Genomic DNA, 12,775 nt, shown 5'->3' with positions numbered 1-12,775 from the left:
CCGCGAGCAGGAGTTAAAACGTTTTCACGATGTCGGTGACATCAGAGCTCGTGGAGGTACGCCTTGACCGACCTCAGCCGCAGACGGGTTCTGCAGATCGGCACAGCCGCGGGGGCGGGGGCGCTGCTGGCCCCCGCCCTTCCGGGGCAGGCCCTTCCGGCCCAGGCCGGGACGCAGGCCGGGGCGCGGACGTTCGCGCCCACCGGCCTCACTCGGCCAGGTACCGCCTTCCGGCCTCGTTTCCGCTGGTGGTGGCCGGACGGGCTGGTCGACCCGCGCGAGATCCGGCGGGAGATCGACCAGATCGCCGACGCCGGGTTCGGCGGTGCGGAGATCGTGGCCGTGCACCACAGCATCCGCGACAAGTCCGTCCTCGACCCGGCGGGCCACGGCTGGGGCGGACCGGCCTGGAACGCCGGCGTCGAGGCGGCGCTGGACCAGGCGAAGCGGCGCGGCATCACGGTCGACCTGACGATCGGCCCGGCCTGGCCCGCCGCCGTCCCCACCCTCACACCCGACAGCCCGGCGGCGATCCACGAGCTCGCGTACGGGACCGTGACCGTCACCGCAGGCCAGGCCTACAGCGGCCCGGTGCCCGAGCCCGTCAGCGCGCCCGCGACCGGTGTGACCGCCCGGCGGCTGGAGGCCGTGCACGCGGTACGGATCGACACCGCGAACTCCACCCGCAAGGAGACGGGGCTCTCCCGCACCTCGTGGCAGGACCTCACGTCACGGGTCCGGGACGGCGCGATCGAGTGGACCGCACCGGCCGACGGTGGTCCGGGCGGCACGCCCGGCGGCGACTGGCTCCTGCTGTCGTACTGGCGGCGCGGCAGCGGGCAGCGGCCGGAGTCCGGACCGCACTCCGCCCCTGACTGTGTGGTGGTCGACCACTTCAGCGCGGCGGGGACGAAGGCCGTGACGGACTTCTGGGAGTCCAGGCTGCTCACCCCGAAGATCCGCCGTCTGCTCCGGCAGGCGGGCGGGGCGCTCTTCGAGGACTCCATCGAACTGGAGACCAAGGCCCTCAACTGGACGCCCGGCCTTCCCGCCGAGTTCGAAAAGCGCCGCGGCTACGCGCTGTGGCCCTTTCTCCCGGTGATCGTGCGCAAGAACGAGAACGCCGTGTACGCCTACGAGGCGAAGATCACCGCACAGGTCCGGCACGACTTCTGGCTGACCGTCTCCGATCTGTTCAACGAGCACCACTTCAGGGCCCTGACGAAGTGGGCCCACTCCCTCGGCCTGGAAATGCGCGCCCAGCCGTACGGCCTGGAGACCGACGCGATCGAGAGCGCCTCGATCGTCGATGTCCCCGAAGGCGAGTCACTCGGTTTCCGGAACCTCGACGACTACCGTGCGCTCGCCGGCGGCCGTGACATGGCGGGACGCACCGTCCTGTCCTGCGAGGCGGGGGCATACCAGGGCGGGGCGTACAACACCACGTGGAAGAAGCTGCTGCGCACCATGGGCGGTGCCTACGCCGCCGGGCTCAACCAGACCGTCCTGCACGGCTTCTCCTACGCGACCGCGCCGGACGTCGCGTGGCCCGGCTTCGCCGCGTTCACCCCGTACAACGGCACCGTCGGCTACTCCGAGTCGTGGGGGCCGCGCCAGCCGACCTGGCGGCACGCCCCTGACATCGCCGCGTACCTGGGCCGTGTCCACCAGACCATGCAGACCGGGCGGAATCGCATCGACATCGCGGTCTTCCGGCAGAAGGGTTACACCAAGACCGGCATCGGCGCGGCCTGGGTGACCGCGGCCGGCATCCCGCTCGGCTGGACCCACCAGTTCATCAGCGCGCCGCTGCTCGATCTGCCCAGCGCGACCGTCTCCGGGGGGCGCCTGGCACCCCGTGGGCCCGCGTACAAGGCGATCTTCATCGAGGGTGACCGGTTCACCGGGATGGAACGCACCCTCCCGCTGGCCACCGCGCGGCGGCTCCTCCAGCTCACCAAGGCGGGGTTGCCGCTGGTCTTCCTCGGCGACTGGTCCGCCGCCACCGTTCCCGGCGTGCCCGCGGACGGCGAGAACGAGCGGCTGCGAGCCGTCCTCGCCGAGCTGTTCGCCCGGCCCACCGTGCGCCGGGTGGCGGCCGAGGCCGACGTGCCCGGGGCCCTCGCCGCGCTCGGAGTCACACCCGACGTCAAGTACGCGGCGAGCTCGACCCTGCTCAACGCGCACCGGGTCGTACGCGGTTCGGACCAGCACCACGCGGACCACTACTACCTGGTCAACGGCAAGCACGCCGAAACGGTCAAGCCGCCGGTCGCGGCCATCGACCACGACGTCACGCTGACCCGGACCGACCGCCGGGCGGTGCCCCACCGGCTGGATCCCTGGACCGGCGAGATGGAACGCGTCGCCGTGTACCGGGCCGACGGCGACCGGGTCACCCTCCGCGTCGCCCTGCGTCCCGCCGAGGCGACGATCATCGTGCTGGCGCGTCCCGGCCGCACCGCTCCCGCCGTCCCCCACGCCACCGCGACGGACGCCCCCGAGATCCGGTACGCGGGAGCACGCCCGGTGATCCGGTCCACCACCGCCGGGACGTTCACGACGAGCTTCTCGACCGGCCGGACCGTCCGCACCACGATCGGCCCGCTGCCCGCGCCGCTGACCCCGGCCCGCTGGAGGCTCAAGGTGGAGGACTTCCGTCCCGGCGCCACCGCATCCGAGACCGAGATCGTCCACCACGATCTGGCGCTGGACGGTCTCAAACCCTGGCCGGACATCCCGGAGCTGGCCGACGTCTCGGGCCTCGGGCGCTACATCACGACCGTCGATCTGGACGCGGCCTGGTCCGGCGCCTACCTGGAACTGGGTGAGGTGTTCGACACTTGCCGGGTCACGGTCAACGGACGGCGACTGCCACCCGTGAACCTCTTCGCGCCCGTCGTCGATGTCGGCCCCTACCTGCGGCGCGGCACCAACACGATCGAGATCGAGGTGGCGACCACCCTCAACAACCGGCTCCGCGTGTCCGACCCCGGCGTCTACGGCGGCGCTGCCCGTCAGCCGTACGGCCTGACGGGTCCCGTACGGCTCGTCCCGTACGGCGAACGGGCGATCAGCATCCGCTGAGCCGCCAGGTGGAGGGGGTCGTCACGCGATCACACGGTCACGCTGTCCCGCGGCACTCGGTGCCGTTCAGCGTGAATCTCGTGGGCTTACGGTGGGCGCCGTCGTCGTCCTGGCCAAGGAAGCCGAACTGGGCCGTCCCGCGCGGCTGGATGGTCCGGTTCCAGTCGGCGGCGGTCACCGTCACCTCGTTGCCCACCTGCTCCCGTCCCCCGTTCCAGAGCTGGGTGATCCGCTGGTCGCCGGAGAACGCCCACGCGAGCCGCCAGCCCTCGATGGCCGAGCCGCCGATGTTGGTGATCCGCACCTCGACCTGGAAGCCGCCCGGCCACTGCCCGTTGACCGAGTAGGCCACCGCGCACTGTGGTGGTGCGGCCGCCTGGGGCGTCCGGGAGGCCGCTGGAGGCACCGTAGAGGAGCCGTCGCCGCCTGTGCCTGGGAGCTGACCGATCAGCAGGGCGAGCGGGCCCAGCGCGACGATGACGGCTGCGGCGATCAGTAGTGCCCGCCCGTGAGGCACGCCTCGTTCGGAGGCTGGCTCGGCGCCCGGCCCCGGCATGGGCGCGAACGCGGGCGCGGGCTCGTCAAGGATCTTGGTCGTCTTGACCGGCGATGGGGCCGGGTCACCACCGTTCACCGGAACGGGGCGCCGGCCGGGAACGACGACGTCGGGCAGCCCGGCGGCACGCCGGAGATCGGCCGCGACCTCGGCTGCGGACGGACGCTCCTCCGGCGTCTCTTCCAGGCAGCGCCGGAGGAGCCGGGCCATCGGCTCGGGGACGTCCAGCGCAGGGAGATCCTCGGCGCTCACCGCCGGCCGGCCGGCGAGCGCCGCCAGCAGGGTCACGCCGAGGGAGTAGACGTCCGCACTCGAGGCAGGCTCCTCCCCGGCGTGCAGTTCGGGGGCGATATAGCCGGGCGTGCCGAGAAGAAGGCCGTCCGCCTCCGCCGCCGATTTCGCCGAGACGAAGGCGATGCCGAAGTCGAGGATCTTGACTCCGGTCGGCGTGAGGAAGACGTTCGCGGGCTTGACGTCGCGATGCACCACCTCGAGCGCGTGCGCCGCCGCCAGTGCGTCGGCGATCTGAGCGCCGATGCCTGCGACCTCCTGCCAGGGCAGCGCCTCCTCCGCCAGCCGGGCGGAGAGGCTTTCCCCTTCGAGCAGCTCCATCACCACGTACGGCTGGTCTTCCTCGCCGTAGTCGTGCACACCGGTGATGTTGGGATGATTCAGCCGTGCGGCGGCCTTCGCCTCCTCGCGGAAACGCCGCTTGAACTCGTCCGGCCAGTCTTCGCGCGGAATCTTGACCGCGACGGCGCGGTCCAGCACGACGTCGAGCGCGCGCCAGACGGTCGCCATGCCTCCGTGGCCGAGGGGTGCGACCAGCCGGTAGCGCGTGCCGAGGGAATCGCCGGAGCTCACCATACGGGGACCTTATGCCCGGCGCGCCGGGGCTCATCCGCTGTTCGCCGATCTCCGATCACTCTGCTGTTCGCCGATCTCCGATCTCCAGGCGAGACCGAGGGCACGCGGGAGGCGCCGCGTGCCCTCGGAAACGGGCAGCCGTCAACGGGTCAGGACGTCCTGCAGTTCAGGACGTCATGCAGTGGGGAGTGATCGCGCTGGCTGCACCCGAGGACCTGGCCACGTAGCCGAACGTGGTGGAGCCGCCGACCGGGAGAGCGCCGTTCCACGTGGCGTTCTTGACCTCCACGTCAGCCCCGGTCTGCGTATGGGCGCCGCTCCAGAGGGAGTCGACGGTCTCGCCTCCGGCGAACGTCCAGTGCACGGCCCAGCCGCCGAACGGGACGGTGCCGGTGTTGGTCACCTTCACCTCTCCCTGGGTGCCGCCGCTCCAGGAACTGATCGTCCGCTGTTCCGCCGTGCACACCGCGCCGGGCTGCTGCGTGGGCGTCGTGGTGGGCGTCGGGCCGGTGCCGGGGCCGACGCCGGTCACTTCGCCGTTCCCTCCGTCGAAAACGACGTCGGAGCAGTTGTAGAAGGTCTCCGCGCTGTCGGAACGCTGCCACACCGAGTAGATGAGGTGCCGTCCGCTCTTGCCCGACGGCAGCCGGGCGTTCCAGTAGTAGTGGGCGGCCTCGTTGCCGGGCGAGCCGACGCTCGGGGGGTCGGTGACGGTGTCGAAGGGCTGGTCTTCCAGGTCGTCCCAGGACAGCGGGCGAGTCGGGCTCCAGCTGTCCTTGGTGATGTAGAGGCGGAACGAGCCGGGGTGGGCCGCCCACTTGTTGTACCGGACCTGGATCTCCTTGCCGGAGGTCAGGTGGGTCAGCGGCCAGTCGTCGCGGGCCAGGTCGTACCCGCCGAAGTCGTAGACCTTCGCGTCGCCGCTGCACAGCTTGCCGTCCGGGATGAACCCGCGCGTGCGTCCTGCGCCGTCCGAGCGCAGCACGGCGAACCAGTTGTAGAGGGACGTGGTGCCGCTCTGCGCCACCGCCGCCTTGCACGCCGGGTTGTTGGGCTTGATCTCACCCGTCGGGCTGAGTCCGTCCTTCCAGCACAGGTACGTCCGGCCGCCGGGCATCATCATCGCACCGTGCGCTGATGCCGGGGGGGCGCTCAGCCCGAGCCCGAGCAGGGCCGCCAGTCCGACGGCGCACGCGGTCCGTCGCCGCAGTCTCACCATGTCCTCCTCTGTCCACGGCCCCTGAATCGATCTCTCGCCCGGACGGTAAACCCGGCGCTCCCGGGTGTGAACGGGCCTTTCAGTACTTTCACCGGCCGGGGTCACGAGTTGAGCCGTGACCGGCCATTACGGCACCATGACGGTGAAAGCGCCTTCCAAGGGGCCGGGGGGACCAGTGATCACGCTCGAGGACGTGGCGCGGCACGCGGGGGTATCCCTCGCCACCGCCTCACGCGTACTGAACGGCAGCAACCGGCAAGTCGGTGCCGAGTTGCGGCAACGGGTCGAGGCGTCCGCCGCGGAGCTCGGCTACGAGGCCGATGTCACCGCGCAGACCCTGGCCCGCGGCTCCAGCAATGTCATCGGGCTGATCGTGCACGCCCTCACCGACCCCTACTTCGCCTCCCTGGCCGAAGGGGCGATGCGGGCCGCCGACCGGCACGGCCTGACCGTGATGATCGGTGCCACGCACCGCGACCCCCGGCGGGAGATGCAGCTGGTCTCCACCCTGCGCACCCAGCGGGTCCGGGCGATCGTGCTGGCGGGGTCCCGTACCTCCGACGAGGCCGTCACCGGGCGGCTCTGCACCGAACTCGACCGCTATCGCGAGGGCGGCGGGCGCGTCTCGTGCATCGGGCAGGACCTGCTCGGCGTCAACACGGTGGCCCCGGCCAATCGCGAGGGCGCGGCGGCGCTGGCGCGCGCGCTCGCCGGCCTCGGGCATCGGTCTTTCGCCGTCCTCGGCGGCCCGCCGGAGCTGCTCACCGCCACTGACCGGGTGGGAGGGTTCGCCGACACGCTCGCCGAGCTCGGCATCCCGGCGCCGCGCGTGGTCCCCGGCGGCTTCGACCGGGACGGCGGGTACGCCGCCGCCAACGCGCTCGTCGACGCCGGCCTGGATGACGTCACCTGCGCCTTCGCGGTCAACGACGTGATGGCGGTCGGCGCCCTGGCCGCGCTGCGCGAGCGGGGCGTGGACGTCCCGGGTGCCCTGTCGGTCGCCGGCTTCGACGACATCGCCACCCTGCGCGACCAGGTGCCGGCGCTGACCACGGTCCGCCTGCCGCTGACCGAGATGGGCGAGCGGGCACTGGAGCTCGCGCTCGGCGACAAGGGCGGCCCGGCCACCGAGCGCATCGAGGGTGAGGTCGTGCTGCGCGCCAGCACCCGGCGGCTCTGAGGCCTGTTCTCAGTCCTGGGGCAGGACGAGCTCGCTGTAGCGGCGCTTCATGGTCTCCACCACCCCGTCGGGATCGGCGGCCCAGACGTCGGCGTTGAAGATCTCGACCTCGATGTCGCCGGTGTAGCCCGCGGCGGCCACCGCCGCGGTCAACGGCGCGAAGTCGATGACGCCGTCGCCCATCATGGCGCGGGCGAGCAGCACGTCCGCGGGCAGCGGGGTGAGCTGGTCGCAGACCTGGTAGCTCGCGATCCGGTCGCCCGCCCGGGCGATCTGGTCGAAGACCTCGGGATCCCACCAGACGTGGAACGTGTCCACGACGACCCCGACCCGTTCGGCCGGGTAGGGCTCGGCGAGGTCCAGCGCCTGCTTCAACGTGGACAGCACCGCCCGGTCCGCGCAGTACATGGGGTGCAGGGGCTCCAGCGCGAGCCGTACACCGCGTTCCTCCGCGTACGGCACCAGCGACTCCAGTGCCTCGGCGACGTGGGTGCGGGCGGCGGCGAGGTCCCGTGACGTGCGGAGCCCAGGTGGCTCGCCCGGAACCACGCCGGGCAGCCCGCCCACCACGAGCACCAGGCACGCCGCGCCCAGCTCCGCCGCCTCGTCGATCGCCGCGCGGTTGTCGCGCAACCAGGTTCCGCCTGTGAAGAAACCCCCACGGCACAGCGACGACACCCGCAGGCCCGCGTCCTGGACGAGCCGGACGGTTTCGGCCAGCCCGTACTCGGCGACGGGCTCCCGCCAGAGCCCGATCGCCTCGATGCCGTGCTTGCGGCACCCCTCCACCGCCTCCGGCACCGACCAGCGGCGGGTAGTCCACTGGTTGAGCGACAGCCTGTTCATTGGTCCACCCCGTACGTCAGGAGCAGGGCGCTCATGCGTGCCACCGCGAGCTCCGGGTCGGCCAGGAGACCAGCGGCGTCGGCGAGCCGGAACACCTCGGCGAGGTGCGTGATCGACCGGGCGCTCTGCGCTCCGTTGACCATCGTGAACGCGTCCTGGTGACCGTTCAGCCAGGCCAGGAACACGATGCCGGTCTTGTAGTGGTACGTCGGCGCCTCGAAGATCTTCCGAGCCAGCGGCACGGTCGGGCCGAAGGCCTCCTCGTAGAGGTCGGTGCGGCCCACGTCGAGCGCGCGCAGCGCCACGGCGGCCGCGGGGGCGATCGCGTCGAAGATGCCGAGCAACGCGTCGCTGCCGCCCGCGATGAGGTCGGGATAATTGAAGTCGTCGCCGGTGTAGAGCCGGACCCCGGTGGGCAGCGCGGCCCGGAGCCGCACCTCCCGGTCGGCGTCCAGCAACGACACCTTCACGCCATCGATCTTGTCCGCGTGCTCGCGCGCCAGGGTGAGGAAGTGCTCGCACGCCTCGTCCAGGTCCGCGGAACCCCAGTAACCGGCGAGGTTGGGGTCGAACATCTCCCCCAGCCAGTGCAGGATCACCGGCCGGTCGGCCTGCCGGAGCAGCCGCCCGTACACCTCCTGGTAGTCCTCGGGCCCGCGGGCGACCCGGGCCAGCTGCCGGCTGGCCATGATGATCACTCCGGCGCCCGCGTTCCGGACCGTGGCGAGCTGTTCCTCGTACGCGGCGGTGACGGCGTCGAGGGTGCCGGCTTCGGGGGCGTGGTCGGTGCCCGCCCCGCAGGAGACCAGCTCGGCCGGATCCCCGAAGTGCTTGGCCTCCGCCGCGCTCCGCCGGATCAACTCCTGGGTGGCCGGCCAGTCCAGTCCCATGTTGCGCTGAGCGGTGTCCATGGCGTCGGCGACGCGCAGCCCGTACGACCACAGGTGCCGCCGGAACCGCAGCGTGGCGTCCCAGTCGACGGTGGCGGGCGTGCCGGGGCCGTTGTCGGCACGCGGGTCGGCCACGACGTGCGCGGCCGCGTAGGCGATGCGCCGCGACGGCTGCGTGCCCTGGTGCTCCCAGACGCGCGGCTCGGCGGTCACGTAGTCCTCCAGGCCGCCCGCGGCCGTGGGGAGCCGGAGCCCACGCCCCTTCCCCGACGACGCCGTCACTGCGGCGCTCCGTGGACGACGGTGTTCACGTGAGATCATCATGCCTCCGTACCGAAGTCGATCGGGGAGAGCTCCACGCGGCGCCCCTCGGTGGACGAGAGCAGTCCCGCCTCGGCGAGCTGCACGCCGCGCGCGCCCGCGGCGAAGTCGTACGGGAAGGGCGCGTCCTCCACGACGTGCCGGATGAACATCTCCCACTGTGCCTTGAACCCGTTGTCGAACTCGGCGTTGTCGGGCACCTCCTGCCACTGGCCGCGGAACGGTTCGGTGGCGGGCAGGTCAGGGTTCCAGACCGGCTTGGGGGTGGCGGCGCGGTGCTGGACGCGGCAGCGGCGCAGGCCCGCGACCGCGCTGCCCTCGGTGCCGTCGACCTGGAACTCCACCAGCTCGTCCCGGAACACCCGCGTGGTCCACGAGGAGTTGATCTGCGCGATGATGCCGCCGGCCAGCTCGAAGATGCCGTACGCCGCGTCGTCGGCGGTGGCCTCGTAGGGCTCACCGGCCTCGTCCCACCGCCGCGGCACGTGGGTCACCGCGCGGGCGGTCACGGCTTCCACGGTGCCGAAGAGGTTCTCCATGACGTAGTGCCAGTGCGGGAACATGTCCAGCACGATGCCGCCGCCGTCGGCCGCCCGGTAGTTCCAGCTCGGCCGCTGGGCGTCCTGCCAGTCGCCCTCGAACACCCAGTAGCCGAACTCCCCCCGCACCGACAGGATCTCGCCGAAGAACCCGCCCTCGACCAGGCGCCGCAGTTTGCGCAGCCCGGGGAGGAAGAGCTTGTCCTGCACGACGCCGTTCTTCACGCCGGCCGCCCGCGCCACCTTGGTCAGGGTGATCGCGTCCTCCAGCGACTCGGCCGTCGGCTTCTCCGCGTAGACGTGCTTGCCGGCCTCGATCGCCTGGACGACGGCGCCGACGCGGGCGGAGGTGACCTGCGCGTCGAAGTAGATCTCGTTGGCCGGGTCGGCGAGCGCCGCGCCGAGGTCGGTCGTCCAGTCGGCGATGTCATGGGCGGCGGCCAGTTCCCGCAGCTTCGCCTCGTTCCGGCCGACGAGCACGGGCTTCAGCAGCACCCGCCCGCCGCCCGCGAGGGCGACGCCGCCCGCCGAGTTGATCGCCAGGACCGAGCGGACCAGGTGCTGGCGGTGGCCCATGCGGCCGGTCACGCCGTTCATGACCACGCCGATGGTACGTGCAGACATCGTTTCTCCCGCGGATCGTGCGCCGAAGCGTGGTAAGCGCTTTCCCTCCTACCGAAGCCTAGGAGAGAAAGCGCTTACTCACAAGCTCGCGGGCTCAGCGCACGCCGTAGAGGTGCTCCAGAGCGAGCTGGTCGAGACGTTCGAAGGCGGCTCCCCTGGCGGCCAGAGCGTCCACGTCCGGGGTGAAGTCGCGGACCTCCCGCCAGCTCTCCCCGTCACCGAGGGTCGGGGTGGTCAGCTCGTCCACCCGCGCGGCGCGCAGCGCGTCGGCGACCTCGGGATCGGCACGGAACGCCCGGACCTTCTCCCGCAGGATCAGCCAGTTGCGCATGCAGCCCCGCGCCGACTCCCAAACGCCCTCGTCGTCCTCGGTGCGCGGCGGCTTGAAGTCGAAGTGGACCGGCCCGTCGTAGTCGCTGCCGTCGATGAGGTCGACCACCCAGAACGCGCCACGGGCGTTGCCCGCGCCGAAGCGGAGGTCCTGGTCGTAGCGCGGGCCGTTCTGGCCGTTGAGGTCGATGTGGAAGAGCTTGCCCTGCCACAACGCCTGGGCGAGGCCGTGCGCGTAGTTGAGCCCCGCCATCTCCTCATGCCCGACCTCGGGGTTGACGCCGACGAGCTCGGGCCGTTCGAGACGTTCGATGAACGCCAGCGCGTGGCCGACCGTGGGCAGCAGGATGTCGCCGCGCGGCTCGTTGGGCTTGGGCTCGATCGCGAACCGCAGGGCGTATCCCTGGTCGGCGACGTACTGCCCGAGGACGTCGAAGGCCTCTTTGTAACGGTCCAGAGCAACCCGGATGTCCTTCGCGGCGCCGGTCTCGGCGCCCTCCCTGCCGCCCCAGCACACATAGATCTCCGCGCCCAGCTCGGCGGCCAGGTCGAGGTTGTCCATCACCTTGCGCAACGCGAAGCGCCGGACGTCGCGGTCGTTGGAGGTGAACGCGCCGTCCTTGAAGATCGGATGCGAGAAGAGGTTGGTGGTGGCCGTGGTGACGGCCAGCCCGGTCTCCTCCAGCGCCTTGCGGAAGGCCCCGATGCGTTCGTCGCGTTCGGCCGCCGACGCCTCGAAGGCGAAGACGTCGTTGTCGTGGAAGTTGACGCCGTACGCGCCGAGCTCGGCCAGCTTGCGCACCGCCCGTTCGGCGGGCATCGGCGCGCGGGTGCCGGGACCGAACACGTCGACCCCCTGCCAGCCCACCGTCCAGATGCCGAACGAGAACTTGTCCTCCGGCCGTGGGGTGTAGTCGTTCACGGGCTTCTCCTTAGATAGGTGTGTCGCGCAACGCGGCGTACCGGACCCGGACGTCGGATGCGTCCGCCGGGCCGGCGGTGTGATGGGTCGAGGGTGCCTCCGGCCAGTCCGGCGGCTCCGCCGTTCCGGCCAGTGCCCAGGCGGCCTGCCGGGCGGCGCCGAGCGCCACGTACTCGGCGGGCTCGGGCACGATGACGGGCGTGCCGAAGATCGCGGGGGCCAGCGTGCGGACCGCCTCCGAACGGGCGCCGCCGCCGATCAGCAACGTGCGGCGCGGCCGTATGCCCTGGGCGACAAGATGATCGACGGCATCGGCCAGTGAGCACAACAACGCCTCGACCGCGGCCCGCGCGAGGTTCTCCCGCGTCGCGTTCGCCGTGGTCAGCCCGGCCAGCACACCCGTCGCATCGGGCCGATCGGGAGTCCGTTCGCCGTCCAGATACGGCAACATCGTCAGCCCGCCCGCCCCGGGCTCGGCCGCCAGCGCCGCCACGGAAAGCCCGTCGAGATCCGTACCGATCAGCTCGGCGGCCGACGACAACACCCGCGCGGCATTGAGGGTGCACACCAGCGGCAGGAAGCGCCCGGTCGCGTCAGCGAAACCGGCCACGAAGCCGCCAGGGTCGGCGGCGGGCTTCTCGGCGACCGCGAAGGCCGTCCCCGAAGTCCCGATCGAGACCACCACGTCCCCACCCCGCAAGCCCAGCCCCAGCGCCGCACCCATGTTGTCCCCTGTACCCGGCGCGAGCAAGGCACCCCACTCGGTCTCACCCACCGCCTCGCCGGGCGCCGCGACCCGCGGCAGCTGAGGCTCGTGTCCCAGGGCTCCACGCACCAGCTCCGGCAGATACCCCCCGGGCGACCAGTACCCCGTCCCGGAGGCATCACCCCGGTCGGTGACGTACTCGGCCGCGCCGAGCCTCCAGGTCAGCCAGTCGTGCGGAAGGAGCACCGCCGCCGTGCGCCGCGCGTTCTCCGGCTCGTTCTCTGCCATCCAGCGCAGCTTGGTCACGGTGAACGAGGCGACCGGCACGCTGCCGACCCGTTCGGCCCACGCCCGAGGTCCGCCGAACTCCTCCCTCAAAGCGGAAGCTTGCGGCGCCGACCGGGTGTCGTTCCACAGCAGAGCGGGCCTCACTACTGCCCCGCCGTCGTCCAGCGCGACCATCCCGTGCTGCTGCGCGGCCACGGCGACCGCGTCCGCGCGTTCGAGCAGTTCCCTGGCCTGGCCGAGCGCATCCCACCAGTGCCGGGGATCGCATTCGGTGCCGTCCGGATGCGGCGCCGACGCCTGCGCGACGACCACACCGTCCTCTGCCTGGCAGAGCACGACCTTCGTCGACTGCGTGGACGAGTCGACCCCGGCGACGAGCATGACATCTCCGATCTGTCGA

9 protein-coding genes are annotated in these 12,775 nt (G+C 71.7%); 2 read left to right on the top strand and 7 right to left on the bottom strand.

The annotated features are described in order from the left end of the window. Positions 1–63: 63 nt before the first annotated feature. Positions 64–3,087, top strand: coding sequence for a glycosyl hydrolase (locus ACH34W_RS00205; protein WP_395958562.1), 3,024 nt, complete (start codon positions 64–66; stop codon positions 3,085–3,087). Between the two features lie 37 nt (positions 3,088–3,124). On the opposite strand, the gene ACH34W_RS00200 is transcribed toward ACH34W_RS00205, so the two are convergent. Both ACH34W_RS00200 and ACH34W_RS00195 read right to left on the bottom strand, forming a co-directional pair. Further along, positions 3,125–4,510: a cellulose binding domain-containing protein gene (locus ACH34W_RS00200; RefSeq protein ID WP_395958561.1), complete on the bottom strand. Its 1,386-nt coding sequence runs from the start codon at positions 4,508–4,510 to the stop codon at positions 3,125–3,127. 166 nt (positions 4,511–4,676) lie between these two features. Continuing rightward, the gene (locus tag ACH34W_RS00195; RefSeq protein WP_395958560.1) at positions 4,677–5,729 is read right to left on the bottom strand and encodes a lytic polysaccharide monooxygenase; all 1,053 of its coding nucleotides are present in this window, start codon (positions 5,727–5,729) and stop codon (positions 4,677–4,679) included. 175 nt (positions 5,730–5,904) lie between these two features. Here ACH34W_RS00195 and ACH34W_RS00190 point away from each other — a divergent pair, with 175 nt between their 5' ends. Further along, positions 5,905–6,909: a LacI family DNA-binding transcriptional regulator gene (locus ACH34W_RS00190; RefSeq protein ID WP_395958559.1), complete on the top strand. Its 1,005-nt coding sequence runs from the start codon at positions 5,905–5,907 to the stop codon at positions 6,907–6,909. A 9-nt stretch (positions 6,910–6,918) separates the two neighbouring features. On the opposite strand, the gene ACH34W_RS00185 is transcribed toward ACH34W_RS00190, so the two are convergent. The 5 genes from ACH34W_RS00185 to xylB form a co-directional block, all read right to left on the bottom strand. Next, positions 6,919–7,755, bottom strand: a complete 837-nt coding sequence (locus ACH34W_RS00185; protein ID WP_395958558.1) for a sugar phosphate isomerase/epimerase family protein — start codon at positions 7,753–7,755, stop codon at positions 6,919–6,921. Further along, positions 7,752–8,927 carry a dihydrodipicolinate synthase family protein gene (locus ACH34W_RS00180; RefSeq protein ID WP_395958557.1) on the bottom strand — a complete coding sequence of 392 codons (1,176 nt, stop codon included), beginning with the start codon at positions 8,925–8,927 and terminating at the stop codon, positions 7,752–7,754. Before ACH34W_RS00180 ends, ACH34W_RS00185 begins: the two co-directional genes overlap by 4 nt. Positions 8,928–8,965: 38 nt before the next feature. After that, on the bottom strand, positions 8,966–10,129 hold the full coding sequence (locus ACH34W_RS00175; RefSeq protein WP_395958556.1) for a Gfo/Idh/MocA family protein: 1,164 nt from the start codon (positions 10,127–10,129) through the stop codon (positions 8,966–8,968). A 94-nt stretch (positions 10,130–10,223) separates the two neighbouring features. Then, positions 10,224–11,381 (bottom strand): xylose isomerase, encoded by a 1,158-nt coding sequence (gene xylA, locus ACH34W_RS00170; protein WP_395958555.1) that lies wholly within the window; start codon positions 11,379–11,381, stop codon positions 10,224–10,226. A gap of 10 nt (positions 11,382–11,391) precedes the next feature. Beyond that, positions 11,392–12,756: a xylulokinase gene (gene xylB / locus ACH34W_RS00165; RefSeq protein ID WP_395958554.1), complete on the bottom strand. Its 1,365-nt coding sequence runs from the start codon at positions 12,754–12,756 to the stop codon at positions 11,392–11,394. Positions 12,757–12,775: the final 19 nt, after the last annotated feature.

This window comes from Actinomadura sp. 6N118 (assembly GCF_044326415.1).
Lineage (GTDB): Bacteria > Actinomycetota > Actinomycetes > Streptosporangiales > Streptosporangiaceae > Spirillospora.
The sequence above is the reverse complement of the archived record's forward strand: the minus strand, read 5'-3'. Positions and strand labels throughout refer to the sequence as shown.

Excerpts from the sequence above, each read along its gene's own strand:
- ACH34W_RS00200 (WP_395958561.1), bottom strand. The coding sequence starts at position 4,510 with ATGGTGAGCTCCGGCGATTCCCTCGGCACGCGCTACCGGCTGGTCGCA.
- ACH34W_RS00195 (WP_395958560.1), bottom strand. The coding sequence starts at position 5,729 with ATGGTGAGACTGCGGCGACGGACCGCGTGCGCCGTCGGACTGGCGGCC.
- ACH34W_RS00185 (WP_395958558.1), bottom strand. The coding sequence starts at position 7,755 with ATGAACAGGCTGTCGCTCAACCAGTGGACTACCCGCCGCTGGTCGGTG.
- ACH34W_RS00175 (WP_395958556.1), bottom strand. The coding sequence starts at position 10,129 with ATGTCTGCACGTACCATCGGCGTGGTCATGAACGGCGTGACCGGCCGC.
- xylB (WP_395958554.1), bottom strand. The coding sequence starts at position 12,756 with ATGCTCGTCGCCGGGGTCGACTCGTCCACGCAGTCGACGAAGGTCGTG.